The sequence below is a fragment of the Dryocola mayonis genome (genome assembly GCF_051307045.1).
Taxonomy (GTDB): domain Bacteria; phylum Pseudomonadota; class Gammaproteobacteria; order Enterobacterales; family Enterobacteriaceae; genus Dryocola.
This window is the reverse complement of the sequence record NZ_CP150452.1, coordinates 3,307,563-3,332,852: the sequence shown is the minus strand read 5'-3', so window position 1 is coordinate 3,332,852 and position 25,290 is coordinate 3,307,563. Positions and strand designations below refer to the sequence as shown.

Genomic DNA, 25,290 nt, shown 5'->3' with positions numbered 1-25,290 from the left:
GGACCGCATAATGAATAACGTAATTGCACAACAAATCGCGGAGCAGGGCGGCGTTGAAGCTTACCTGCACGCCCAGCAACACAAAAGCCTGCTGCGCTTTCTGACCTGCGGCAGCGTGGACGACGGTAAAAGCACCCTGATTGGCCGCCTGCTGCACGACACGCGCCAGATTTACGAAGATCAGCTTTCTTCGCTGCATACCGACAGCAAGCGCCACGGCACCCAGGGCGAGAAGCTGGACCTGGCCCTGCTGGTGGACGGCCTGCAGGCCGAGCGCGAACAGGGCATTACCATCGACGTGGCGTACCGCTATTTCTCCACCGAAAAGCGTAAATTTATTATCGCCGACACGCCGGGACACGAGCAGTACACCCGTAATATGGCCACCGGCGCGTCTACCTGCGAACTGGCGATCCTGCTGATCGACGCCCGTAAGAGCATGCTCGATCAGACGCGTCGCCACAGCTTTATCTCCACGCTGCTGGGGATCAAGCATCTGGTGGTCGCGGTCAACAAAATGGATCTCGTCGGCTTTAGCGAAGAGACCTTCGAGCAGATCAAACAGGACTACCTGACGTTTGCCGAACAGCTGCCGTCGGATCTGGATATTCGTTTTGTGCCGCTTTCCGCTCTGGAAGGCGATAACGTGGCGTCGCAGAGCGCCAATATGCCGTGGTACACCGGACCTACGCTTCTGGAACTGCTGGAAACGGTGGAAGTGAAACGCATCGTGGATCGGCAGCCGATGCGTTTCCCGGTGCAGTACGTAAACCGCCCGAATCTGGATTTCCGCGGCTACGCGGGCACGCTTGCCTCAGGTTCAATCAAAGTAGGGCAGCGGGTAAAAGTTTTACCCTCAGGCGTCGAGTCCGCCGTCGCGCGAATCGTAACCTTTGATGGAGATTTGCAACAAGCTGCTGCGGGCGAAGCCATCACTTTGGTGCTCAAAGATGAAATCGACATCAGCCGGGGCGACCTGTTAGTGGACGCAGAAGATACGCATCCTGCCGTGCAGTCCGCGAAAGTCGACGTGGTATGGATGGCGGAGCAGCCGCTGGTGCCGGGTCAAAGCTACGATATCAAAGTCGCCGGCAAGAAAACCCGCGCCCGCGTTGATAATATTCATCACCAGGTGGAAATTAACACCCTGACGCAGCGCGTGGTGGAAAGCCTGCCGCTAAACGGCATCGGGCTGGTTGATTTAACCTTTGACGAGCCGCTGGTGCTGGATAAATACCAGGAAAACCCGGTCACCGGCGGGCTGATCTTCATCGATCGCCTGAGCAACGTAACCGTTGGCGCCGGCATGGTGCGCGAGCCGCAGGAAGAGGTCTGGCAGGAACCTTCCGCTTACAGCGCGTTCGAGCTGGAGCTCAACGCTCTGGTACGCCGCCACTTCCCGCACTGGGGCGCCCGTGATTTGCTGGGAGGCAAATAATGGCCGAGCACGACGAAAACGTCGTCTGGCATCCCCATCCCGTTACGCAAGCGCAGCGTGAACGGCTCCATCAGCACCGTGGCGTGGTGCTGTGGTTCACCGGCCTGTCCGGCTCCGGTAAATCCACCGTGGCCGGGGCGCTTGAAGAAGCGCTGCATAAGCTTGGCGTAAGCACTTACCTGCTGGACGGCGACAACGTGCGCCACGGGCTGTGCAGCGATTTGGGGTTCAGCGACGAAGACCGTAAAGAGAACATTCGTCGCGTGGGCGAAGTCGCCAGCCTGATGGTGGACGCAGGCCTGGTGGTGCTGACGGCTTTCATCTCCCCGCATCGCGCGGAACGCCAGATGGTGCGCGAACTTGTGGGCGAAGGACGCTTTATCGAAGTGTTTGTCGATACCCCGCTTGCGGTTTGCGAAGCGCGCGATCCGAAAGGATTGTACAAAAAAGCCCGCGCCGGCGAGCTGCGCAATTTTACGGGTATTGATGCAGTTTATGAGTCGCCGGCAGCCCCGGAAATCCACCTGGACGGCGAACAATTGGTAACAAATTTGATTGCGCAATTATTAGACCTGCTGCGCCGTGACGATATTATCAAATCCTAAAGACAGGACCTGGCGCATAACCGCGCCCGGTCATTCAGGTCACTGGATTCGTTATGCGCAACAGCTCGAACATCGTTATCACACAGGCTGAACCCAGCCCGTCAGCCGAAGACACCACCTGGTCCTTACCAGGGGCGTTCATCGGCTTTTTGTCGTGGCTGCTGGCGCTGGGTATTCCTTTCCTGGTATACGGTCCTAACACGCTGTTTTTCTTCCTCTATACCTGGCCTTTCTTCCTTGCGCTGATGCCGGTCGCGGTGATCGTGGGCATTGCGCTTCACTCGCTGGCGCGCGGACGCCTGCACTACAGCTGCGTTGCCACCCTGCTGACCGTCGCCCTGATGTTCGGCGTTTTATTTATGTGGCTTATGGGGTAATCCCCGCAGCGGATGAAACTCAGCAGGCTTATCATGTCCCGATTGCAGCTAAACCACCCGCAAACGCGCATGTCGTCGCGATTTGTGATAAATTCTGCCGCAAATTTGCCGACTCTTCAGGGCAACCTGATAGAGTCCGACATAAAGTTGTGGGATGATTGTGCCGTTTTTCAGGGGGCAGGATGGGTAAACTAACGCTGCTATTGCTGGCCTTGTTGGTCTGGCTGCAGTATTCGCTGTGGTTCGGAAAAAACGGCGTACATGACTACACGCGCGTCAATGAAGACGTGGCCGCGCAGCAGGCGACTAACGCTAAGCTTAAGGCTCGCAACGATCAGCTGTTCGCTGAAATCGACGATCTCAACGGCGGCCAGGAGGCCATCGAAGAGCGCGCGCGCAACGAGTTAAGCATGACCAGACCCGGCGAAACCTTCTACCGTCTGGTGCCCGATACCTCCAGGCGCGCAGGCAACAATGCCCCGCAGAATAATCGATAACCAGGCGTAAGTGATAATACATGGCAGACTCCTCTCCGGACGTAATTGCCGTGGTGCCGGCGGCCGGTATCGGCAGCCGCATGCAAACGGAATGTCCAAAGCAATACCTGCAAATCGGCGGTAAAACCATCCTTGAGCACGCGGTCGCAAGCCTGCTGGCTCATCCACGGGTCAGCCACGTCATCATCGCCATCAGCCCAACGGATTCCTGGTTCGCCTCCCTGCCGCTGGCCTCAAGCCCCAGGGTCACCGTGGTGACCGGGGGAGGGCTGCGCGCTGATTCCGTGCTTGCCGGCCTGCAGGCCGCGGACGGGGCGCAATGGGTGCTGGTGCACGACGCCGCTCGCCCCTGCCTGCATCAGGATGATTTAGCCAAGCTGCTGGCCATCACGCACAGCAGCAAAACAGGCGGCATTCTGGCGGCGCCGGTGCGCGACACCATGAAGCGCGGCGAGCCGGGCAAACCTCTTATTGCACATACCGTCGAGCGCGAAGACCTCTGGCACGCGCTGACCCCTCAGCTGTTCCCGCTCGAACTGCTGCGCAGCTGCCTGCTGCGCGCGCTAAACGAGGGAGCCACGATTACCGATGAAGCCTCCGCGCTCGAATATTGTGGCTTCCATCCGGAATTAATCAGCGCCCGTGCCGATAATATAAAAGTTACTCGTCCTGAAGATCTGGCACTCGCGGCGTTTTACCTCACGCGGTTAACCCACACGGAGAATTTATAATGCGTATCGGACATGGTTTTGATGTACACGCTTTCGGGGGCGCAGGCCCGATTATCATTGGCGGCGTACGTATCCCGTTCGACAAAGGGTTGCTGGCCCATTCTGATGGCGACGTTGCCCTGCACGCATTAACCGACGCCCTGCTCGGCGCCGCGGCGCTTGGCGACATCGGCAAGCTTTTCCCGGACACCGACGCGGCCTGGAAAGGCGCGGACAGCCGCGGGCTGCTGCGCGAAGCCTGGCGCCGTATCCAGGCTAAAGGCTATACGCTCGGCAACGTCGACGTCACCATCATCGCCCAGGCGCCCAAAATGGCGCCGCATATCCCGCAGATGCGCGTTTTCATCGCCGAAGACCTCGGCTGCCATATGGATGACGTAAACGTCAAAGCGACCACCACGGAAAAGCTCGGTTTTACCGGACGTGGCGAAGGTATCGCCTGCGAGGCGGTCGCGTTACTGCATAAGGCCCGCGCGTAATGGATATGCAAAACCTCACCTGGCTGCACGGTAAACCGGAAGGAACCGGATTAATAAAGGCCAGCCCGGAAGATTTTGTGGTGATCGAAGACCTCGGCTTCGGGCCGGACGGCGAGGGAGAGCACCTGCTGCTGCGTATCCTGAAAAAAGGCTGCAACACGCGTTTTGTGGCGGATGCGCTGGCCAAATTTCTTAAGGTGCACGCCCGCGAGGTAAGCTTTGCCGGGCAGAAGGATAAACACGCGGTCACCGAACAGTGGTTTTGCGTGCGCCTGCCGGGCAAAGAGATGCCGGACATGAGCGCCTTTAACCTGGAAGGGTGCGAGGTACTGGAGTACGCTCGCCACCGCCGCAAGCTGCGCCTCGGGGCGCTGAAGGGCAATAATTTCACCCTCGTGCTGCGCGAGGTGAGCCATCGCGAAGAGCTGGAACGGCGACTGAAAGCCATCTTAAACGACGGCGTGCCGAACTATTTCGGCAGCCAGCGTTTTGGCATCGGCGGTAACAATTTGCATCAGGCGCGTCGCTGGGCGCAGAGTCATTCACCGCTGCGCGATCGCAATAAGCGTAGTTTTTATTTGTCGGCGGCCCGCAGCGCGTTGTTTAATCAAATCGTTAGCCTTAGACTGAAAAAACCAGACTTTAATCAAGTTGTTGATGGCGATGCGCTACAATTGGCAGGACGCGGCAGCTGGTTTGTGGCGACGCAGGAAGAACTCCCTGTTTTACAACAACGTGTGGATAACGGCGAGCTGCTGATTACGGCGCCGTTGCCGGGCGATGGCGCCTGGGGCACGCTCGGCGCCGCGCTGGCATTTGAGCAAGGCTGCGTTGCAGAAGAGACTGATTTGCAATCATTACTGGTGCGCGAGCGCGTTGAGGCTGCTCGCCGCGCTATGCTGGTGAAACCAGAAGAATTACGTTGGAACTGGTGGGATGATGTGACGGTGGAGGTGAGCTTTGGGCTGCCGGCCGGGAGCTTTGCCACCAGTGTTGTAAGGGAACTTATGAATACGCCGGGTGACTATGCGAATATTGCTGAGTAACGATGACGGGATCCATGCGCCGGGCATTCAGGCGCTGGCTAAAGCATTGCGGGAATTTGCTGAGGTGCAGGTCGTGGCCCCGGACCGTAATCGCAGCGGCGCATCAAACTCGCTGACGCTCGAATCTTCCCTGCGCACTTTTACTCTGGCAAACGGCGATATCTCCGTGCAGATGGGCACGCCGACGGACTGTGTTTATCTGGGCGTTAACGCTCTGATGCGTCCGCGCCCGGACGTAGTGGTCGCTGGCATCAACGCCGGGCCTAATCTGGGTGACGATGTAATCTATTCCGGCACCGTCGCCGCCGCTATGGAAGGGCGGCATTTGGGTTTCCCTGCGCTGGCCGTTTCGTTAAACGGCTATAAGCATTACGACACCGCCGCCGCCGTTACCTGCTCGATTTTGCGCGCTTTATCGCGCGAGCCGCTGCGTACGGGGCGTATTCTCAATATCAACGTGCCTGATTTGCCGCTTGAAGAAATCAAGGGCATTCGCGTGACGCGCTGCGGCAGCCGCCATCCGGCGGATAAAGTTATTCCGCAGGAAGATCCGCGTGGCAACACGCTGTACTGGATTGGGCCGCCGGGCGACAAGTTTGACGCCGGCCCGGATACCGATTTTGCGGCCGTTGATGAAGGTTACGTTTCGGTGACGCCGCTGCACGTCGACTTAACCGCGCACGGCGCGCATGAAGTGGTGAACTCGTGGTTAACCAAAGCGGGAGTCGCCGGGCAATGGTAGTGAGCAAACGCGTAGAAGCTCTTCTCACACAGCTTCGTGCCCAGGGCATTAAAGACGAACAGGTCCTTGATGCGATTGCGCAGGTGCCGCGGGAAAAATTTGTCGACGAAGCGTTTGAACACAAGGCCTGGGAAAATACGGCGTTGCCGATTGGCTCGGGCCAGACTATTTCGCAGCCCTATATGGTTGCGCGCATGACCGAATTGCTCGAGCTGACGCCCGAGTCCCGGGTGCTGGAAATCGGTACCGGTTCGGGATACCAGACGGCAATTCTTGCCCATCTGGTCCATCATGTTTGTTCGGTCGAGCGTATTAAAGGGCTGCAATGGCACGCCAGACGCCGTTTGAAACAGCTCGATCTGCATAATATTTCTACCCGCCACGGTGATGGCTGGCAGGGCTGGCATGCCCGTGCGCCGTTTGACGCTATCATTGTTACGGCGGCTCCGCCTGAGATCCCGACGGCGCTTCTGGCTCAGTTGGACGAAGGCGGGATTCTGGTGCTGCCGGTGGGCGACGATCGGCAGTTTTTGAAACGCGTTCGTCGTCACGGTAGCGAATTCATTATTGATACGGTAGAAGCCGTTCGTTTTGTCCCCTTAGTGAAGGGCGAACTGGCATAACCTGGACATTTCCTGTTTTTTTAACGGGATATTGGCGTAACTTAGCCAACGCAAAGTCTGCCGTACTTCATAAGCATGCAGTTGTTTTTCATTTTTGGGGGATACATGAGCGCGGGAAGCCCAACTTTTACCTTACGCCGGATGGCGACGTTATCGCTGGTGAGCCTGTGGCTGGCCGGCTGTAGCAATAATGACACGCAGGCACCCATCAGCTCGGTCGGTGGCAACAGCAACGCGAGCAGCGCTTCTGGCGGCATGTTAGTCACCCAGCCGCCGCAGATGTCCGCGCCGGTCCAGTCCCCGCAAATTCAGCCTGTACAGCAGCCGGCCATTCAGCCGATGCAAAGCCAGCCGGTACAAACGCAGCCGGTCATCCAGTCGGAACCTGTACAAACCCAAAATGGTCGTATCGTTTATAACCGTAAGTATGGGAACATTCCGAAAGGCAGCTATGCCGGCGGCAGCACTTATACCGTAAAACGCGGCGACACTTTGTTCTATATCGCATGGATAACCGGGAATGATTTCCGTGACCTCGCCCAGCGTAACAACGTGCCGGCGCCGTATGGCCTGGAGGTCGGTCAGACGCTGCAGGTGGGCAACGCATCCGGTACGCCAATTACCGGCGGCAATGCGGTAACCGCCGCTGATGCTAATGCTCAAGGCGTAATCAATCCTGCTGCGCAAAACTCAAGCGCCGTGGTTGCTTCTAAACCAACAATTACGTATTCTGAAGATTCAGGTGAACAGAGTGATACCAAAATGTTGCCGAATAATAAGGGGACTGCGACAACCGTCACAGCGCCCGTTACGGCACCTGTGGTTAGCTCTACAACTACTGTACCGACAGCCAGCAGTACGTCCGATAGCGCGCCGATTTCCACCTGGCGTTGGCCGACTGAGGGCAACATTATCGAGAACTTCTCTGCTACTGAGGGTGGCAATAAGGGGATCGATATTGCAGGCAGTAAAGGACAGGCTATCGTCGCGACCGCTTCAGGCCCGCGTGGTATATGCCGGTAACGCACTGCGCGGTTACGGTAATCTAATCATCATCAAACACAACGATGATTACCTGAGTGCCTACGCCCATAACGATACAATGCTGGTCCGGGAACAAGAAGAAATCAAGGCGGGGCAGAAGATAGCTACCATGGGTAGCACCGGAACCAGTTCAACAAGATTGCATTTTGAAATTCGTTACAAGGGGAAATCCGTAAACCCGCTGCGTTATTTGCCGCAGCGATAAAACGGGCAAACACTTCATCAGAAGTGGTTTGTCCAGGGATCACGGGTAGGAGCCACCTTATGAGTCAGAATACGCTGAAAGTTAATGAGTTAACCGAAGACGCGGAATTTGATGAGAACGGAGTTGAGGCTTTTGATGAAAAAGCCCTTGTAGAAGAGGAGCCCAGTGATAACGACATTGCCGAAGAGGAGCTGTTGTCACAAGGCGCCACACAGCGTGTGTTGGACGCGACTCAGCTTTATCTTGGGGAGATCGGCTATTCCCCATTATTAACAGCCGAAGAAGAAGTCTATTTTGCTCGTCGCGCCCTGCGTGGGGATGTTGCCTCCCGCCGTCGCATGATCGAAAGTAACCTGCGTCTGGTGGTGAAGATTGCCCGTCGTTACAGCAATCGCGGTCTGGCGTTACTGGACCTGATTGAAGAGGGTAATCTGGGGCTGATTCGCGCGGTTGAGAAGTTTGACCCGGAACGCGGGTTCCGTTTTTCAACCTATGCCACATGGTGGATTCGTCAGACCATCGAACGGGCGATAATGAACCAAACCCGTACGATTCGCCTGCCGATTCATATTGTGAAAGAGCTGAACGTTTATCTGCGTACCGCTCGAGAACTCTCCCACAAGCTGGATCATGAGCCAAGTGCGGAAGAGATCGCAGAGCAGCTGGATAAACCTGTTGATGACGTCAGCCGCATGCTGCGTCTTAACGAACGCATTACCTCAGTAGACACCCCGCTGGGTGGCGATTCTGAGAAAGCGCTGTTAGACATCCTTGCGGATGAGAAAGACAACGGCCCGGAAGACACCACGCAAGACGATGATATGAAGCAAAGCATCGTGAAGTGGCTGTTTGAACTGAACGCTAAGCAGCGTGAAGTGCTGGCTCGTCGTTTCGGTCTGCTGGGTTATGAAGCTGCGACACTCGAAGACGTGGGCCGTGAAATCGGTCTGACTCGTGAACGTGTTCGTCAGATTCAGGTTGAAGGCCCTGCGTCGTCTGCGTGAAATTCTGCAGACTCAGGGGCTGAATATCGAAGCGCTGTTCCGCGAATAATCGACTCTTCAAATAAAAAGCGGTGATTGAAATCACCGCTTTTTTTATGCCCGAAATTCCTTATACCAGGCTCTTCAGACGGTAAATCCACTCCAGCGCCTGACGCGGTGACAAAGAGTCCGGATCCAGCGCTTCCAGCGCCTCTACCGCAGGCGAGGTTTCCTCGGCGACCGACAGCAACGACATCTGCGTACCGTCCACCTGGGTGGCTGCCGTGTTGCTGGAAACCGTCTCAAGCTCCCGCAGCTTCTGGCGCGCGCGTTTGATCACGTCTTTTGGCACGCCCGCCAGCGCGGCAACGGCCAGGCCGTAGCTTTTACTCGCCGCGCCATCCTGAACGGTGTGCATAAAGGCGATGGTATCGCCGTGTTCAAGCGCGTCCAGGTGGACGTTTGCCACGCCCTCCATTTTTTCCGGCAGGGTGGTGAGTTCGAAATAGTGCGTGGCAAACAGCGTCAGCGCCTTAATGCGGTTCGCCAGGCTTTCGGCGCAGGCCCAGGCCAGCGACAGGCCGTCGTACGTAGACGTGCCGCGCCCGATCTCATCCATCAGCACCAGGCTGTGCTCCGTGGCGTTGTGCAGGATATTGGCGGTTTCGGTCATCTCCACCATAAAGGTCGAGCGGCCGGAGGCCAGATCGTCCGCCGCGCCTACGCGGGTGAAAATACGATCTATCGGCCCGATTTCCGCCTGCTGCGCCGGAACAAAGCTGCCGATATAGGCGAGCAGTACGATCAGCGCAGACTGGCGCATGTAGGTGCTTTTACCGCCCATATTCGGGCCGGTAATAATCAGCATCCGGCGCTGCGGCGCAAGGGTCAAGGGGTTGGCGATAAACGGCTCGCTCAGCACTTTCTCCACGACCGGATGGCGGCCGCCGACCACCTTGATTCCGGGCTTATCGGTCAGCTGTGGGCAGGTGTAATTCAGGGAGTACGCGCGTTCGGCAAGGTTCACCAGCACGTCTAATTCCGCCAGCGCGGTAGCGCTGGTTTGCAGCGCTTCAAGATGCGGCAGCAGCAGGTCAAAGAGCTGGTCGTAGAGCTGTTTTTCAAGCGCCAGCGCTTTGCCTTTGGAGGTCAGGACTTTGTCTTCGTACTCTTTCAGTTCTGGAATAATGTAGCGCTCGGCGTTTTTCAGGGTCTGGCGGCGCACATAGTGGATGGGCGCATGCTGGCTCTGGCCGCGGCTGATCTGAATGTAGTAGCCGTGCACGGCGTTATAGCCGACCCTCAGCGTATCCAGCCCCAGCTTTTCACGTTCGCGAATTTCCAGCTTATCGAGGTAATCCGTCGCGCCATCCGCCAGCGCGCGCCACTCGTCCAGCTCTTCGTTGTAGCCCGGCGCAATCACACCGCCGTCGCGAACCAGGACCGGCGGAGATTCGATAACCGCACGTTCAAGCAGCTCGCGCAGCTCGGCGAATTCGCCCATCTTTTCACGCAGCGTTTGCACATAATCCGTCGGCACATCGGCCAGCATTGCGCGTAGCTCAGGCAGCTGCTGGAAGGCGTAACGCATGCGGGCCAAATCGCGCGGACGCGCGGTGCGTAGCGCAAGACGCGCAAGTATACGTTCCAGATCGCCTACCTGGCGCAGCACCGGCTGGATTTCCGCCGTTCTGTCCTGCAGCGCAGCGATGGTCTGCTGACGCTTTTGCAGCGTATCGACATTGCGAATCGGCATATGCAGCCAGCGTTTCAGCATGCGGCTGCCCATGGGCGTCACCGTGCAGTCCAGCACCGAGGCCAGCGTATTTTCGAAACCGCCCGCCAGGTTCTGGGTGATCTCCAGGTTGCGGCGCGTGGCGGCATCCATAATGATGCTGTCCTGCTGCCTGTCCATGGTGACCGAGCGGATATGGGGCAGGGAAGTGCGCTGGGTGTCTTTTACGTACTGCAGCAAACAGCCGGCGGCGCACAGGGCGTGATGGGCGTTTTCGACGCCAAAACCGGTTAAATCACGGGTGCCAAACTGCATATTCAGCTGCTGACGCGCCGTTTCGATTTCGAACTCCCAAAGCGGGCGGCGGCGCAGGCCACGGCGGCCTTCAATCAGGCGCGTCTGGGCAAAATCTTCGGCATACAGCAGTTCGGCAGGATTGGTACGCTGCAGCTCGGCTGCCATGGTTTCTTCATCTTCCGGCTCGCTAAGGCGAAAACGGCCAGAGCTGATGTCCAGCGTCGCGTAGCCGAAACCTTTGCCGTCCTGCCAGATGGCGGCCAGCAGGTTATCCTGGCGTTCCTGCAGCAGCGCTTCATCGCTGATGGTGCCGGGCGTAACGATGCGCACAACTTTGCGCTCTACCGGGCCTTTACTGGTGGCGGGATCGCCAATCTGTTCGCAAATAGCCGCGGATTCACCCAGATTAACCAGCTTCGCCAGATAGTTTTCCACCGCGTGATGCGGCACGCCCGCCATCGGGATAGGCTCACCGGCGGAAGCGCCGCGTTTGGTCAGCGAAATATCGAGCAGCTGCGAGGCGCGTTTCGCATCGTCATAAAACAGCTCGTAAAAGTCGCCCATACGGTAAAAAAGCAGGATCTCAGGATGCTGCGCCTTCAGGCGCAGATACTGCTGCATCATCGGGGTGTGGGAATCTAAATTATCCGTATTACTCATCATGTCTGTCTTTTTAATCCGTTGAATTAAAGGTCATTGTGATCGATTTATTGTTATTAGAGCTTATTGTTTCTCACAAGGATTATTGCCCGGTAAAAGTCCTGCTATTACAACACAGAACGCCGTAGCGGCACACCGTTCGTACGCAGCAAAACTTCGTGATACTTCGCAGAGTCTGTTACCAGCGCTGGGTTTTTGATTTACCATAAGAGATAACTTTTCTGGTCAGACATACGGACGTTCCAGCACATGCGTTACACAGCCGCGTTACTCCCGCTTCTTGTTTTGTTATCCGCCTGTAGCAGCAAACCGAAAACCGAAACGCCAGCTCAGACCGTGGGCGCTTCCTCCGGCGGTTTCCTGCTGCAGCCGCAGCATGACGTTTTCATGCAGACCGGGGATTTTGCCTACAACCCGGAAGCCGAAAAATTCATCGATAAGATGGTGAATAAGCACGGCTTTGACCGCCAGCAGCTGCATGAAGTGCTGTCTCAGGCGAAGAAACTGGATTACGTGCTGCGTTTAATGGACAACCAGGCGCCGACGACGGCGCCGCCTGCCGGACCGAACGGCGCATGGTTACGCTATCGTGGGAAGTTTATCACCCCGGATAACGTGCAAAACGGCGTCGTGTTCTGGAACCAGCATGCTGACGCGCTGAAACGCGCTTTTCAGGTTTACGGCGTGCCGCCGGAAATCATCGTCGGCATTATCGGCGTGGAGACCCGCTGGGGCCGCGTGATGGGTAAAACCAGAATCATTGACGCTCTGGCGACGCTTTCCTTTGCCTATCCGCGCCGTGCGCAGTATTTCTCCGGCGAGCTGGAAACCTTCCTGCTGATGGCGCGTAACGAAGGCGACGATCCGCTGGCGCTGAAGGGGTCGTTCGCGGGCGCGATGGGCTACGGTCAGTTTATGCCGTCCTCCTTTAAAGAGTACGCGGTTGATTTTAACGGCGACGGCCACGTGAACCTGTGGGATCCGGAAGACGCCATCGGCAGCGTGGCGAACTATTTTAAAGAGCATGGCTGGGTAAAAGAGGATCTGGTGGCGGTGCCGGCAAACGGCCAGGTGCCGGGGCTGGCAAACGGCTTTAATACAAAATACTCCGTCTCCGCGCTGCAGCAGTCCGGTTTAAGCCCGCAGGGCTCGCTGGGTAACCATCAGGAAGCCAGCCTGCTGCGTCTGGATATGGGCGACCGCTATCAGTACTGGTACGGCTTGCCAAACTTCTATGCCATCACCCGCTACAACCACAGCACCCACTATGCGATGGCGGTTTGGCAGCTGGGCCAGGCCGTCGCGCTGGCTCGCGTGCAGTAAAAGAACGGCGGGTTAACGGCCCGCTGTTTTCTTAGTATCCGCGCTTCGCCTGAAGCGAAGTGTAAATCAGAAATTTACAAACCGCTCAAGTTGTTTTATGTTATGTTATAACAAATCAACCTGAGTGCTTCGTATGTCAGTCTCCCCCGCTCGCACATTATTCACCGCATCAGCTCTGCTACGCTGCTGTGGCGTTCTGCTTCTGCTGTCGCTCTTATGGGCGATGATTCTCTGGGCGATCGCATTGCCATGATGACCCTTGAAAATCTGACGGCTGGCTACCAGGGCAGGGCGGTAACGCAACCTTTAAACGGCATATTTTCCGCCGGCAGCATGACGGCGGTTATCGGAGCCAACGGCACCGGCAAGTCCACGCTTCTGAAGACGCTGCTGCGCTTGCAGCCTCCCGTGTCCGGTCGACTCACTTTCGCAGGCGGCGTCGTCCCTCGCGCGGCCTGGCTGCCACAGCTTGCTGAGATGGATCGCCAGTTTCCTGCGACCGTCTACGATGTGGTTTGCATGGGCAGCTGGCCCGCTCGCGGTCTGTTTGCCGGGCTCGGCCGCAAACATCGCCTGCGCGTTTGTGAAGCCATTGACCGCGTCGGGCTGAATGAACTGCGCGGCCAGCCCATCGAAACGCTTTCCGGCGGGCAGTTTCAGCGCATGCTTTTTGCGCGTTTGCTTGTCCAGGATGCGCCGCTGGTGCTGATGGATGAACCCTTCACCGGCGTTGACGCCCAGACAAGCCGCTTTCTGATGAACTTGGTTTGTCAGATGCATGAGGCCGGAAAAACGGTGATCGCGGTGCTGCATGACAACGCGCTGGTGGCATGCCATTTCCCGCAGGTTTTACTGCTCGGCCCTGAGTCCTGCCACTGGGGAAAAGCCGCGGATGTTTTGCCCCGCTATCAGCCTGGAAACTTAAAACTGGCGCTATCCGCATGATTTATCACTTCTTAATTGAACCCTTTATTCATTACGGCTTTATGCGTCGCGCGCTGGTGGCGTGCCTGGCGCTTTCATTGAGCACCGCCCCGCTGGGTATTTTTCTTCTGCTGCGGCGGATGAGCCTGGTCGGCGACGCTTTGTCGCACGCCATTTTACCGGGCGTGGCCGTGGGATATTTACTGGCGGGCATGTCGCTGCTGGCGATGGGCATTGGTGGATTTATTGCGGGCGTGGTGGTGGCACTGGTTTCGGGCGTTGTGAGCGCCCGTACCAACCTGAAGGAAGACGCGAGTTTTGCCGGCTTTTACCTCGGCTCCCTGGCGCTGGGCGTGACGCTGATCTCGCTGCGCGGATCCAGTGTCGATCTGCTGCATTTACTCTTTGGATCGATCCTCGCCGTCGACGGCCAGGCCACGATCTTCGTCGGCATCATTGCCAGCGTGACGCTGTTGCTGTTGGCCGTGCTGTACCGCGGCTTCGTCATGGAAACCTTCGATCGCGCTTTCCTGCGCGTGAACAGCCGCCTGGCGCCGCATCTTCTGCACGGCGTGTTCCTCGCTTTGCTGGTGCTTAACCTGGTCGCTGGTTTTCAAATTCTCGGCACATTGATGTCCGTGGGCTTGATGATGCTGCCCGCCGTTTCTGCCCGCTGCTGGGCGAAAACGTTGCCGGGCGCAATGGTAATCGCGGTGCTTTGCGGCCTGTTTTGCGCGTGGCTTGGGCTCGCCTGGTCATTTTATGCCGCTCTTCCCGCCGGGCCTGCCATTGTTCTGACGGCGAGCGGCGCATTTTTCATATCGATTCTGTTTGGTTCACGTAGTGGTTTAGCCCGGCATATTTACCGGGGTGGGCTATCAATCAGCAAGGGGGTTAAATGAAACGTTTTGGGATGGCACTGTCTTTGGTGCTGGCAGTCTCCAGCCAGGCCGCGCTGGCGAAAAATTTGAAGGTGGTGACAAGCTTCACCGTGCTGGCGGATATGGCAAAACAGGTGGGAGGCGAGCACGTGACCGTCACAAGCCTGGTCGGCCCGGATGGCGACCCGCACAGCTTTGAGCCTTCGCCGAAGGACAGCGTGGCGCTGAGCCATGCCGACGTGGTGATAGTCAGCGGGCTGGGCATGGAAGGGTGGATGGACAGGCTGGTGAGCGCCTCCGGCTATAAAGGGAAGGTGGTGGTGGCCTCACAGGGTATCGATACCCGCAGCATGGTTGAAGAGGGCAAAACGGTTACCGATCCCCACGCCTGGAACAGCGCTGAAAATGGGGCGATATATGCCGCTAATATCATGCAGGCGCTGGCTGCTGCCGACCAGGAAGACGCGCCCGCGATCCGCGAGTCGGGAACGGAATATATTACGCGCCTGAAGCTTCTCGATAGCTGGGCAAAAACGCGCTTTGAGGCTATTCCAAAAGCGCAGCGCCACGTACTGACCAGCCATGATGCCTTCGGCTATTTCGGCAAGGCGTACGGCGTGACGTTTCTGGCGCCCGTAGGTTTTTCTACCGAGGCGGAAGCCAGCGCCAGCGATGTTGCAGCCTTAATCAAGCAGCTCAAAGAGCAGCATATTAAAACCTACTTTATTGAGAATCAGACGGATCCCCGTCTTGTGCAGCAGATTGCTAAAGCCTGCGGGGCGCAGCCGGGCGGGGAGCTTTATCCTGAAGCCCTGTCATCGGCAGACGGCCCGGCCAGCACCTATGAAATGGCGTTTAAACATAATGTGGAAACCCTTGCCGACAGCATGAAGTAATAGTTCCGGCCAGCGTTCGCTGGCCTTTTTCATTTCCCGAACCCGCCTCGACGTTCATGATGTAATCCCCTGAAAACCCGGTAAAGTGCTATCGTGATATTCTGTAATACGACTACAATCGGAGCCACTGTGACAGAGACAACTTTACGTCAATTGAGCAAGCAGGTGGGGGAAGCGCTCGGCCGGCTCGGCGCCACTGTTACCACGGCAGAATCCTGCACCGGCGGATGGATAGCCAAGGTCATCACCGATATTTCAGGCAGTTCCGCCTGGTTTGAACGCGGCTTTGTTACCTACAGTAATGAAGCCAAGCATCAAATGATCGGTGTGAACAGCGCCACGCTTGAAACCTGTGGCGCGGTGAGCGAAGCCGTGGTGCGCGAAATGGCGCAGGGGGCGCTTTACGCGGCGGCGGCCGACTATGCGATTTCGGTCAGCGGCATAGCCGGACCGAACGGCGGCAGCGAAGAAAAACCCGTTGGCACCGTGTGGTTCGGCTTTGCTTCAAGGCACGACGGCATGATTGCCCGCCATCGGCTTTTTGAAGGCGATCGCGACGAAATCCGGCGCCGGTCGACGGAATACGCCCTGCAAACCCTGTGGGAAGAATTTCTAAAAAATAAGCTTGATACTGTATGAGCATACAGTATAATTGGCTCAACAAATCGTATTGAGAACGCAGCGTGGTGCTTAAGTGACTCACCCTGCATGACAGGAGTAAAAATGGCTATCGACGAAAACAAACAGAAGGCGTTAGCGGCAGCACTGGGCCAGATTGAAAAACAATTCGGCAAAGGCTCCATCATGCGCCTGGGTGAAGACCGTTCCATGGACGTTGAAACGATCTCTACCGGTTCACTTTCACTGGATATCGCTCTGGGGGGCCGGCGGCCTGCCAATGGGCCGTATCGTTGAAATTTACGGACCGGAATCTTCAGGCAAAACCACCCTGACCCTGCAGGTTATCGGCGCTGCGCAACGTGAAGGTAAAACCTGTGCGTTTATCGATGCCGAGCACGCGCTGGATCCGGTCTATGCGAAGAAACTGGGCGTCGATATCGACAACCTGCTGTGTTCACAGCCGGATACCGGTGAACAGGCGCTGGAAATCTGTGATGCGCTGGCGCGCTCCGGCGCGGTTGACGTGATTATCGTCGACTCCGTTGCGGCGCTGACGCCGAAAGCAGAAATCGAAGGCGAAATCGGCGACTCTCACATGGGCCTTGCGGCACGTATGATGAGCCAGGCGATGCGTAAGCTGGCCGGTAACCTGAAGCAGTCCAATACCCTGCTTATCTTCATCAACCAGATTCGTATGAAGATTGGCGTGATGTTCGGTAACCCGGAAACCACCACCGGTGGTAACGCGCTGAAGTTCTACGCGTCCGTACGTCTTGATATCCGCCGTATCGGCGCGGTAAAAGATGGCGACAACGTTATCGGCAGCGAAACCCGCGTGAAGGTCGTGAAAAACAAAATCGCGGCGCCGTTTAAGCAGGCTGAGTTCCAGATCCTCTACGGTGAAGGCATCAACTTCTATGGCGAGCTGGTTGACCTGGGCGTGAAGCACAAGCTGATTGAAAAAGCCGGCGCATGGTATAGCTACAACGGCGAGAAGATTGGCCAGGGTAAAACCAACGCCAGTAACTTCCTGAAAGAGAACAAGCCAATGTCCGTAGAGATCGAGAAAAAGCTACGTGAAATGCTGCTCAACAACCAGGACGCTACGCCGGACTTTACCGTTGACGACCACGATAAAGACACCGCGGAAACCAACGAAGAGTTCTGATTAATCCCAGGGGTTGCTACGGCAGCCCCTGTTCATTTCTGCCATAACGCCATACCCTCATACTATTCTCTTCTTCACAGGTTATCTTTTTATGCCTGAATCAAGCCCAACGCCCCGCCGCAGCGCTTACGCCCGCCTGCTGGATAAAGCCACCCGGATCCTCGCTATGCGCGATCACAGCGAACATGAACTGCGCCGCAAGCTTGCCTCGGCGCCAACTTTCCCCGGCAGCCATAAAGCTGAACAGCCGGATTTTACCCCCGAAGATATCGAAAAGGTCATTGCCTGGTGCTACGAGCATCGCTGGCTGGACGACGCCCAGTTTGCCGCGCGTTTTATCGCCAGCCGCAGCCGTAAAGGCTATGGGCCGCAGCGTATCCGCCAGGAGCTGCAGCAAAAAGGCATTGACCGGGCAACGGGGGAGGCGGCCCATGATGGCGTGCGAAGTGGACTGGCAGGCGATGGCGCGGGAAATGGCGGAAAGAAAGTTTGGCGAGCCGCTGCCGACGGAGTGGAAAGAGCGTGCCAAAGTGCAGCGTTTTCTTCTGTATCGTGGTTTCTTCATGGAAGATATCCAGGGCATCTACCGAAATTTTAACGATTAGGCTCATACGGGATTTTACTTCCCCGGTAAGAAAACTTATCTTATTCCCACTTTTTTCCAGGTAAACTGGTCGTCTCTTCAGCATCGCTGCGGGTGATGTCTGGTTTACAACTCTTCGTTAGCTTGATTTCAGGATAATTATGAGCAAGAGCACCGCTGAGATCCGTCAGGCGTTTCTCGATTTTTTCCATAGTAAAGGTCACCAGGTTGTAGCGAGCAGCTCCCTGGTGCCGAATAACGATCCGACTTTGCTGTTTACCAACGCCGGGATGAACCAGTTCAAGGATGTATTCCTGGGTCTCGATAAGCGTAACTATTCCCGTGCCACAACGTCACAACGCTGCGTGCGCGCCGGGGGTAAACACAATGACCTGGAAAACGTCGGTTACACCGCGCGCCACCATACTTTCTTCGAAATGCTGGGTAACTTCAGCTTCGGCGACTACTTCAAACACGACGCCATCAACTTCGCCTGGGAGCTGCTGACCGGCGAACAATGGTTCAACCTGCCAAAAGATCGTCTGTGGGTGACCGTATACGAAACCGACGACGAAGCCTTTGACATCTGGGAAAAAGAAGTTGGCGTTCCGCGCGAGCGCATTATCCGCATCGGCGACAACAAAGGCGCCGCCTACGCGTCGGACAACTTCTGGCAGATGGGCGACACCGGCCCTTGCGGTCCGTGTACCGAGATTTTCTTCGATCACGGCGACCATATCTGGGGCGGCCCTCCGGGCAGCCCTGAAGAAGACGGCGACCGCTATATCGAAATCTGGAACATCGTTTTCATGCAGTTCAACCGTCAGCAGGACGGCACCATGCTGCCGCTGCCGAAGCCGTCGGTTGATACCGGTATGGGTCTGGAGCGTATCGCCGCCGTTCTGCAGCACGTTAACTCCAACTATGAAATCGATCTGTTCAGCAAGCTGATTCAGTCCGTCGCCCGGGTGACCGGCGCGACGGATCTGGCCAGCAAGTCTTTACGCGTGATCGCCGACCATATTCGTTCCTGCGCCTTCCTCGTCGCCGACGGCGTGACGCCATCTAACGAAGGCCGTGGCTACGTTCTGCGTCGCATCATTCGTCGCGCAATTCGTCATGGCAACATGCTTGGCGCGAAAGACACCTTCTTCTACAAGCTGGTAGGTCCGCTGGTCGACGTCATGGGCTCCGCCGGCGACGAGCTGAAAAGCCAGCAGGCGTTGGTTGAGCAGGTTCTGAAAACGGAAGAAGAGCAGTTTGCCCGTACCCTGGAGCGCGGTCTCGCGCTGCTGGATGAAGAGCTGGCAAACCTGCAGGGCGATACGCTGGACGGCGAAACCGCCTTCCGTCTGTATGACACCTACGGCTTCCCGGTTGATCTGACGGCGGATGTCTGCCGCGAACGCAACCTGAAAGTAGACGAAGCCGGTTTTGAAGCCGCAATGGAAGAGCAGCGCCGCCGCGCGCGCGAGTCCAGCGGTTTCGGCGCCGACTACAACAGCATGATCCGCGTGGATTCTGCCTCCGCCTTTAAAGGCTACGATCATCTCGATCTGAACGCTAAGGTAACCGCGCTGTTTGTTGACGGTAAGTCTGTTAATCAGATTGAAGCCGGTCAGGAAGCGGTGGTGGTGCTGGATGAGACGCCGTTCTACGGCGAATCCGGCGGCCAGGTTGGCGATAAAGGCGCTATCAAAGGCAACGGCATCGACTTCGCCGTGAGCGACACGCAGAAATACGGTCAGGCGATCGGCCACCTCGGCAAGCTGGTTAGCGGCGTGCTGAAGGTAAACGACAGCGTGAAAGCCGAAGTGGATGAAGAACGCCGGGCGCGCATTCGTCTGAACCACTCCGCTACCCATTTGCTGCACGCCGCTCTGCGCCAGGTACTGGGCACCCATGTTGCTCAGAAAGGCTCCCTGGTTAACGATAAAGGCCTGCGCTTCGACTTCTCGCATTTTGAAGCGATGAAGCCTGCCGAAGTACGGGCTGTGGAAGATATCGTCAACGCGCAAATCCGTCGTAACCTGCCAATCGAAACCAACGTAATGGATCTCGAAGCGGCGAAAGCGAAGGGCGCTATGGCGCTATTCGGCGAGAAGTATGACGACCACGTGCGCGTGCTGAGCATGGGTGATTTCTCCACCGAGCTGTGCGGCGGTACGCACGCCAGCCGTACCGGCGATATCGGCCTGTTCCGCATCGTTGCTGAATCAGGAACCGCAGCCGGCGTACGCCGTATTGAGGCGGTCACGGGCGAAGGCGCGCTGGCTAATCTGCATGCCCAGAGCGACCAGCTGCACGACATCGCGCAGCTGCTGAAAGGCGACAGTCAGAACCTGAATGACAAAGTGCGTTCCGTGCTGGAGCGTACCCGTCAGCTTGAGAAAGAGCTGCAGCAGCTGAAAGAACAGCAGGCCTCAAAGGAGAGCGCAAACCTTTCCAGCAGGGCAGTAGAAGTGAAAGGCGTGAAGCTGTTGGTGAGCGAGCTGAGCAACGTTGAACCTAAGCTGTTACGCACGATGGTCGATGACCTGAAAAACCAGCTTGGCTCAGCGGTAATCGTTCTGGCTACCGTGTCAGAAGGTAAGGTTTCTCTGATTGCCGGCGTTTCCAAAGACGTGACTGACCGCGTGAAGGCGGGAGAACTGGTGGGAATGGTTGCGCAGCAGGTTGGAGGCAAGGGCGGCGGTCGTCCGGACATGGCGCAGGCGGGCGGTACAGACGCGGCTGCCTTGCCTGGCGCGCTGGCCGGCGTGGAAGCCTGGGTTGCGGCTAAACTCTAAGTAAAAATAAAGTGTAAGCGGGCGCAGGTTCATTTTGTGAGCTGGCGCCCGAACATTTGCACATTATCGCTAATGATAAAGTCAGGTTGAAGTTGAGTATATCGGCTAAACTTAGTCATAACAGAATGTAATGCCGTGACTGCTTACACTTTATGTGTTTGTCATCGCTTACTTTTTGGCGTTATATGATGGATAATGCCGGGATACGCCACAGACCCGACTCTTTTAATCTTTCAAGGAGCAAAGAATGCTTATTCTGACTCGTCGAGTTGGTGAGACCCTCATGATTGGGGATGAGGTGACCGTGACTGTACTTGGGGTGAAAGGCAACCAGGTTCGTATTGGTGTGAACGCCCCGAAAGAAGTCTCTGTACACCGTGAAGAGATCTACCAACGTATCCAGGCTGAAAAATCGCAACAAACGAGTTACTAAAGTTACTGCGTCTCGCCGTTCGCTGGCGAGGCGCTCCTTTTATCTTTCCTCTCTTCTCTTCTTTTGTTCCCGCCCTCTTTGATTCATGCCGACTATCGCTTCGCTGCGAAAAACTTTACGCGTTTTTTTTGTGAAAAAGCGATCTTGCCTGTTGATAAAACACTCTTTTTGTCTCCAAATTATGCGAATCGGATGTGATTTGTGCAATCGATAGCGAGTCGGGAAAAATTGTTTGACTTATAAGTCCCAGAAAGTAATATGTGCGCCACGCAGCGACGAGAAGCTCTCAGGAGTAACTTGAAGCACTCGCAAGAGGCGTGTGGTGAGGTGGCCGAGAGGCTGAAGGCGCTCCCCTGCTAAGGGAGTATGCGGTCAAAAGCTGCATCCGGGGTTCGAATCCCCGCCTCACCGCCATTTTGCATCCGTAGCTCAGCTGGATAGAGTACTCGGCTACGAACCGAGCGGTCGGAGGTTCGAATCCTCCCGGATGCACCATTTTCCCTGCTACCTGTAGCAACCGTAGCGTTCCAGAAAGCGTAAAGCTTTCCGCGAGCACCAGGGAAGATAACGTTGCTTCAGCAACGGCCCGTAGGGCGAGCATCGGTGAGTAATCCTCCCGGATGCACCATCTTCATCAGTGTTGCGGCATGATGAGTGACATTGAATCAGCAGTAAAAGCGGTACCCCCTGTGCATCCGTAGCTCAGCTGGATAGAGTACTCGGCTACGAACCGAGCGGTCGGAGGTTCGAATCCTCCCGGATGCACCATTCTTTATCGATAGCGCTAAGCTTGTCTGGCGGTGTCGAATCAGCAGTAAAAGCAGCACCCCCCTGATGCATCCGTAGCTCAGCTGGATAGAGTACTCGGCTACGAACCGAGCGGTCGGAGGTTCGAATCCTCCCGGATGCACCATCTTCCTTGCTACCTGTAGCAAGGGTCGCGTTCCAGAAAGCGTAAAGCGTTCCGCGAACACCAGGGAGGATAACGTTGCTTCAGCAACGGCCCGTAGGGCGAGCATCGGTGAGTAATCCTCCCGGGTGCACCATTCTTTATCGATAGCGCTAAGCTTGTCTGGCGGTGTCGAATCAGCAGTAAAAGCAGTACCCCCCTGATGCATCCGTAGCTCAGCTGGATAGAGTACTCGGCTACGAACCGAGCGGTCGGAGGTTCGAATCCTCCCGGATGCACCATCTTCCCTTCTACCTGTAGCAACCGTAGCGTTCCAGAAAGCGTAAAGCGTTCCGCGAGCACCAGGGAGGATAACGTTGCTTCAGCAACGGCCCGTAGGGCGAGCATCGGTGAGTAATCCTCCCGGATGCACCATCTTCCCTGCTACCTGTAACAACGGTAGCGTTCCAGAAAGCGTAAAACCATCTTTCCTTCCATTCTTTATTTCCTGTTTAGCCCCAGGCAGCTCTTAGCGTGCGTTTACAAATCAATCACCCTTTGTACTAACTCCGTCACAATAAGCGACAATTTTACCTGTTTACGCTAAAGTAACGCCTCTACGTATGGTGATGTGAGGGATGAGATGTACGAAGGCTACGACGGGCTAATTTTCGATATGGACGGAACCATTCTCGATACCGAACCAACCCACCGCAAGGCGTGGCGTGAGACATTATCGCGTTACGGCATGCAGTTCGATGAGCAGGCGATGGTAGCCCTGAACGGCTCGCCGACCTGGCGAATCGCGCAGGCCATTATCGAAAGCCATCAGGCGGATCTCGATCCACATCATCTGGCGCTGGAAAAAACGCAGGCGGTGAGGGCTATGCTGCTTGATACCGTGCGCCCGCTCCCTTTGATTGACGTGGTGAAGTCATGGCACGGTCGTCGTCCTATGGCGGTCGGCACGGGCAGCGAGAGCGATATCGCCGAAGCGTTGCTCAATCATCTTGGCCTGCGTCACTACTTTACGGCCGTAGTCGCGGCCGATCATGTCAAAAACCATAAACCTTCTCCCGATACTTTCCTGCTGTGCGCAAAGCTAATGGCCGTCGCGCCCGAGAAGTGCGTAGTCTTTGAAGACGCTGACTTTGGGCTGGAAGCGGCTCGTGCGGCGGGCATGGGCCGGCGTGGATGTTCGCTTGCTGTGAGTGACATACTGTCACTGGCTTCTTTGTTCACCAGCAGTTTTCTTAGCGCCACCTTGCTTCCCGGCAGTTCGGAAGCTGTGCTGGTCGCGCTGCTGGTGGCAGGCGTTGGCCCGGCCTGGCTGCTTGTCTTAATAGCAACAATGGGTAATAGCCTGGGCGGGCTGACTAACGTTATTCTGGGACGTTTTTTCCCATCGCGTAAGCAGTCTCGCTGGCAGGGAAAAGCAACCGCCTGGCTGACCCGATTTGGTCCGGCGGCTTTATTACTGAGCTGGATGCCTTTGATTGGCGATCTTCTGTGCCTGCTTGCCGGATGGCTGCGTCTGGCGTGGGGACCAGTAATTTTCTTTTTGTGCCTTGGCAAAGCGATTCGCTATATCGTTGTGGCGGCTGCAACGGTACAAGGCATGGCGTGGTGGCAATAATTGAGGGCGCGGGCATTCATCGCGAGCTTTTACAATTATGCTTAATAAAAATGAATTCGACAGGCGGGAGGTCAATTTGATCCCGGACGTATCACAGGCGCTGGCCTGGCTGGAAAAGCATCCTCAGGCAGTAAAAGGCATTCGTCGCGGTCTTGAACGCGAAACGCTGCGGGTTACCCCGACAGGTGAACTGGCAACCACAGGGCACCCGGAAAGCCTCGGCTCAGCGCTGACACATAAATGGATCACAACGGACTTCGCCGAAGCCCTGCTGGAATTTATTACCCCGGTGGAAGGCGATATCAACCATATGCTGACTTTTATGCGCGATATCCATCGCCATGTCGCCCGCGAGCTGGGCGAAGAGCGCATGTGGCCGCTGAGCATGCCGTGCTATATCGCCGACGGTCAGAACATTGAGCTGGCGCAGTACGGCTCCTCTAACACCGGGCGTATGAAAACCCTGTATCGCGAAGGTCTGAAGAACCGCTACGGCGCATTAATGCAGACGATTTCCGGCGTGCACTACAATTTCTCGCTGCCGCTGGAGTTCTGGCAGGCGCGCCTGGGCGTGCAGGATGCGCAAAGCGGTAAAGAAGAGATTTCAGCCGGCTATTTCCGTCTGATTCGCAACTACTATCGCTTTGGCTGGGTGATCCCGTATCTGTTCGGCGCATCGCCGGCGATTTGCTCATCGTTCCTGCAGGGTAAAGAAAGCTCGCTGCCGTTTGAAAAAACAGCGTGCGGCATGAATTATCTGCCCTATGCCACCTCCTTGCGCCTGAGCGATCTTGGCTATACCAGTAAATCTCAAAGCAATCTCGGCATCACCTTTAACGATCTGGAAACTTACGTTACGGGGCTGAAGAGGGCGATTAAAACCCCTTCGGAAGAGTTTGCGAAGATTGGGCTGGAGAAAGACGGCAAACGCCTGCAGATTAACACCAACGTGCTGCAAATTGAGAATGAGCTCTATGCACCGATTCGTCCCAAGCGCGTGACGAAAAGCGGCGAATCGCCCTCGGACGCGCTGCGTCGCGGCGGCATTGAGTACATAGAGGTCCGCTCGCTGGATATCAATCCGTTCTCCCCTATCGGCATGGACGAGCAGCAGATTCGCTTCCTCGACCTGTTTATGGTCTGGTGCGTGCTGGCCGACGCGCCGGAAATGAGCAGCGACGAGCTGCTGTGTACGCGCACCAACTGGAATCGCGTCATCCTTGAAGGCCGCAAGCCGGGCCTGACGCTCGGCATGGGCTGCGAAACCGCGCAGCATCCGCTGTCCAAAGTGGGTAAAGATTTATTCGCAGATTTACGTCGCGTAGCGGAAACGCTCGATGGCATTGCCGGCAATAAAGAATATCAACAGGTATGCGATCGGCTTGTTGCCTGCTTCGACGATCCGGAGTTAACGTATTCAGCGCGCATTCTGCGTTCTATGATTGATAATGGTATCGGTGGCACCGGGCTTGCGCTGGCGGAGCAGTATCGTCAGATGCTGATTCAGGAGCCGCTGGAGATATTGACGGCGGACGTTTTGCAGGAGGAGCACGATGCTTCCTGGCAGCGTCAGCGGGAGATTGAAGAAGGGGATACCGAGCCGTTTGAGACGTGGATTGACAAACAGTCGCGCTAGAAAAGAAAAAGGCCACAATCAATGTGGCCAAAATATTCATCTCTGAAGA

Annotated in this window: 19 protein-coding genes, 5 tRNA genes and 5 pseudogenes; 28 read left to right on the top strand and 1 reads right to left on the bottom strand. The window is 56.4% G+C overall.

Going from position 1 to position 25,290, the window contains the following annotated elements; translation table 11 throughout:
• The first annotated feature begins 10 nt into the window (after positions 1-10).
• From cysN to rpoS, 11 genes and pseudogenes are all read left to right on the top strand, one after another.
• Positions 11-1,438 (top strand): sulfate adenylyltransferase subunit CysN, encoded by a 1,428-nt coding sequence (gene cysN, locus WLO32_RS16140; protein ID WP_435946013.1) that lies wholly within the window; start codon positions 11-13, stop codon positions 1,436-1,438.
• A complete protein-coding gene (cysC, locus tag WLO32_RS16135) occupies positions 1,438-2,043 on the top strand; it encodes an adenylyl-sulfate kinase (protein WP_435946011.1) in 606 nt (201 codons plus the stop codon). Before cysN ends, cysC begins: the two co-directional genes overlap by 1 nt.
• A gap of 53 nt (positions 2,044-2,096) precedes the next feature.
• The gene (locus WLO32_RS16130; protein WP_121264141.1) at positions 2,097-2,420 is read left to right on the top strand and encodes a DUF3561 family protein; all 324 of its coding nucleotides are present in this window, start codon (positions 2,097-2,099) and stop codon (positions 2,418-2,420) included.
• A gap of 182 nt (positions 2,421-2,602) precedes the next feature.
• Positions 2,603-2,917, top strand: a complete 315-nt coding sequence (gene ftsB, locus WLO32_RS16125) for a cell division protein FtsB (RefSeq protein ID WP_121264144.1) — start codon at positions 2,603-2,605, stop codon at positions 2,915-2,917.
• 20 nt (positions 2,918-2,937) lie between these two features.
• Positions 2,938-3,648 carry a 2-C-methyl-D-erythritol 4-phosphate cytidylyltransferase gene (gene ispD / locus WLO32_RS16120; RefSeq protein ID WP_435946009.1) on the top strand — a complete coding sequence of 237 codons (711 nt, stop codon included), beginning with the start codon at positions 2,938-2,940 and terminating at the stop codon, positions 3,646-3,648.
• Positions 3,648-4,127 (top strand): 2-C-methyl-D-erythritol 2,4-cyclodiphosphate synthase, encoded by a 480-nt coding sequence (ispF, locus tag WLO32_RS16115; protein ID WP_435946008.1) that lies wholly within the window; start codon positions 3,648-3,650, stop codon positions 4,125-4,127. Before ispD ends, ispF begins: the two co-directional genes overlap by 1 nt.
• On the top strand, positions 4,127-5,173 hold the full coding sequence (truD, locus tag WLO32_RS16110; protein WP_435946006.1) for a tRNA pseudouridine(13) synthase TruD: 1,047 nt from the start codon (positions 4,127-4,129) through the stop codon (positions 5,171-5,173). Before ispF ends, truD begins: the two co-directional genes overlap by 1 nt.
• The gene (surE, locus tag WLO32_RS16105) at positions 5,154-5,915 is read left to right on the top strand and encodes a 5'/3'-nucleotidase SurE (RefSeq protein ID WP_121264156.1); all 762 of its coding nucleotides are present in this window, start codon (positions 5,154-5,156) and stop codon (positions 5,913-5,915) included. Before truD ends, surE begins: the two co-directional genes overlap by 20 nt.
• Positions 5,909-6,538 (top strand): protein-L-isoaspartate(D-aspartate) O-methyltransferase, encoded by a 630-nt coding sequence (locus tag WLO32_RS16100; RefSeq protein WP_435946004.1) that lies wholly within the window; start codon positions 5,909-5,911, stop codon positions 6,536-6,538. The genes surE and WLO32_RS16100 overlap by 7 nt, the downstream gene beginning before the upstream one ends.
• Positions 6,539-6,643: 105 nt before the next feature.
• A pseudogene (gene nlpD, locus WLO32_RS16095) lies at positions 6,644-7,787 on the top strand (murein hydrolase activator NlpD).
• Positions 7,788-7,846: 59 nt separating this feature from the next.
• Positions 7,847-8,840: pseudogene (gene rpoS / locus WLO32_RS16090) on the top strand (RNA polymerase sigma factor RpoS).
• A 60-nt stretch (positions 8,841-8,900) separates the two neighbouring features.
• Here the strand turns inward: rpoS and mutS are convergent.
• Entirely contained in the window at positions 8,901-11,462 is a 2,562-nt protein-coding gene (gene mutS / locus WLO32_RS16085; protein WP_435948322.1) for a DNA mismatch repair protein MutS, read from the bottom strand.
• A gap of 249 nt (positions 11,463-11,711) precedes the next feature.
• On the opposite strand from mutS, the gene mltB reads away from it, so the two are divergent.
• The 17 genes and pseudogenes from mltB (at position 11,712) to gshA (ending at position 25,241) form a co-directional block, all read left to right on the top strand.
• On the top strand, positions 11,712-12,785 hold the full coding sequence (gene mltB, locus WLO32_RS16080) for a lytic murein transglycosylase B (RefSeq protein WP_435946002.1): 1,074 nt from the start codon (positions 11,712-11,714) through the stop codon (positions 12,783-12,785).
• A 216-nt stretch (positions 12,786-13,001) separates the two neighbouring features.
• Entirely contained in the window at positions 13,002-13,730 is a 729-nt protein-coding gene (locus tag WLO32_RS16075; RefSeq protein ID WP_435946001.1) for a metal ABC transporter ATP-binding protein, read from the top strand.
• The gene (locus WLO32_RS16070; RefSeq protein WP_435946000.1) at positions 13,727-14,611 is read left to right on the top strand and encodes a metal ABC transporter permease; all 885 of its coding nucleotides are present in this window, start codon (positions 13,727-13,729) and stop codon (positions 14,609-14,611) included. Before WLO32_RS16075 ends, WLO32_RS16070 begins: the two co-directional genes overlap by 4 nt.
• Positions 14,608-15,486 (top strand): metal ABC transporter substrate-binding protein, encoded by an 879-nt coding sequence (locus WLO32_RS16065; RefSeq protein ID WP_435945999.1) that lies wholly within the window; start codon positions 14,608-14,610, stop codon positions 15,484-15,486. Before WLO32_RS16070 ends, WLO32_RS16065 begins: the two co-directional genes overlap by 4 nt.
• 129 nt (positions 15,487-15,615) lie before the next feature.
• Positions 15,616-16,125 carry a nicotinamide-nucleotide amidase gene (pncC, locus tag WLO32_RS16060; protein WP_435945998.1) on the top strand — a complete coding sequence of 170 codons (510 nt, stop codon included), beginning with the start codon at positions 15,616-15,618 and terminating at the stop codon, positions 16,123-16,125.
• Positions 16,126-16,209: 84 nt separating this feature from the next.
• Positions 16,210-17,275 (top strand): annotated as a pseudogene (recA, locus tag WLO32_RS16055) (recombinase RecA).
• A 91-nt stretch (positions 17,276-17,366) separates the two neighbouring features.
• Positions 17,367-17,880 (top strand): annotated as a pseudogene (recX, locus tag WLO32_RS16050) (recombination regulator RecX).
• A gap of 139 nt (positions 17,881-18,019) precedes the next feature.
• Positions 18,020-20,647 (top strand): alanine--tRNA ligase, encoded by a 2,628-nt coding sequence (gene alaS, locus WLO32_RS16045; protein WP_435945996.1) that lies wholly within the window; start codon positions 18,020-18,022, stop codon positions 20,645-20,647.
• 247 nt (positions 20,648-20,894) lie between these two features.
• Positions 20,895-21,080, top strand: a complete 186-nt coding sequence (gene csrA / locus WLO32_RS16040; protein ID WP_013574027.1) for a carbon storage regulator CsrA — start codon at positions 20,895-20,897, stop codon at positions 21,078-21,080.
• Positions 21,081-21,401: 321 nt separating this feature from the next.
• Positions 21,402-21,494: transfer RNA gene (locus WLO32_RS16035), tRNA-Ser, on the top strand.
• Positions 21,495-21,498: 4 nt separating this feature from the next.
• Positions 21,499-21,575 (top strand) — tRNA-Arg (locus tag WLO32_RS16030).
• Positions 21,576-21,771: 196 nt separating this feature from the next.
• Positions 21,772-21,848, top strand: a tRNA-Arg gene (locus WLO32_RS16025).
• A gap of 68 nt (positions 21,849-21,916) precedes the next feature.
• Positions 21,917-21,993: transfer RNA gene (locus WLO32_RS16020), tRNA-Arg, on the top strand.
• A 201-nt stretch (positions 21,994-22,194) separates the two neighbouring features.
• A tRNA-Arg gene (locus tag WLO32_RS16015) sits at positions 22,195-22,271 on the top strand.
• A gap of 341 nt (positions 22,272-22,612) precedes the next feature.
• Positions 22,613-23,180, top strand: a pseudogene (yqaB, locus tag WLO32_RS16010) (fructose-1-phosphate/6-phosphogluconate phosphatase).
• Positions 23,177-23,605: a YqaA family protein gene (locus WLO32_RS16005; RefSeq protein WP_121264214.1), complete on the top strand. Its 429-nt coding sequence runs from the start codon at positions 23,177-23,179 to the stop codon at positions 23,603-23,605. Before yqaB ends, WLO32_RS16005 begins: the two are co-directional and overlap by 4 nt.
• Before the next feature lie 76 nt (positions 23,606-23,681).
• On the top strand, positions 23,682-25,241 hold the full coding sequence (gene gshA / locus WLO32_RS16000; protein ID WP_435948321.1) for a glutamate--cysteine ligase: 1,560 nt from the start codon (positions 23,682-23,684) through the stop codon (positions 25,239-25,241).
• Positions 25,242-25,290: the final 49 nt, after the last annotated feature.

Coding starts and splice junctions, on each gene's coding strand:
- cysN (WP_435946013.1), top strand. CDS start 11: ATGAATAACGTAATTGCACAACAAATCGCGGAGCAGGGCGGCGTTGAA.
- cysC (WP_435946011.1), top strand. CDS start 1,438: ATGGCCGAGCACGACGAAAACGTCGTCTGGCATCCCCATCCCGTTACG.
- WLO32_RS16130 (WP_121264141.1), top strand. CDS start 2,097: ATGCGCAACAGCTCGAACATCGTTATCACACAGGCTGAACCCAGCCCG.
- ftsB (WP_121264144.1), top strand. CDS start 2,603: ATGGGTAAACTAACGCTGCTATTGCTGGCCTTGTTGGTCTGGCTGCAG.
- ispD (WP_435946009.1), top strand. CDS start 2,938: ATGGCAGACTCCTCTCCGGACGTAATTGCCGTGGTGCCGGCGGCCGGT.
- ispF (WP_435946008.1), top strand. CDS start 3,648: ATGCGTATCGGACATGGTTTTGATGTACACGCTTTCGGGGGCGCAGGC.
- truD (WP_435946006.1), top strand. CDS start 4,127: ATGGATATGCAAAACCTCACCTGGCTGCACGGTAAACCGGAAGGAACC.
- surE (WP_121264156.1), top strand. CDS start 5,154: ATGCGAATATTGCTGAGTAACGATGACGGGATCCATGCGCCGGGCATT.
- WLO32_RS16100 (WP_435946004.1), top strand. CDS start 5,909: ATGGTAGTGAGCAAACGCGTAGAAGCTCTTCTCACACAGCTTCGTGCC.
- mutS (WP_435948322.1), bottom strand. CDS start 11,462: ATGAGTAATACGGATAATTTAGATTCCCACACCCCGATGATGCAGCAG.
- mltB (WP_435946002.1), top strand. CDS start 11,712: ATGCGTTACACAGCCGCGTTACTCCCGCTTCTTGTTTTGTTATCCGCC.
- WLO32_RS16075 (WP_435946001.1), top strand. CDS start 13,002: ATGGGCGATGATTCTCTGGGCGATCGCATTGCCATGATGACCCTTGAA.
- WLO32_RS16070 (WP_435946000.1), top strand. CDS start 13,727: ATGATTTATCACTTCTTAATTGAACCCTTTATTCATTACGGCTTTATG.
- WLO32_RS16065 (WP_435945999.1), top strand. CDS start 14,608: ATGAAACGTTTTGGGATGGCACTGTCTTTGGTGCTGGCAGTCTCCAGC.
- alaS (WP_435945996.1), top strand. CDS start 18,020: ATGAGCAAGAGCACCGCTGAGATCCGTCAGGCGTTTCTCGATTTTTTC.
- csrA (WP_013574027.1), top strand. CDS start 20,895: ATGCTTATTCTGACTCGTCGAGTTGGTGAGACCCTCATGATTGGGGAT.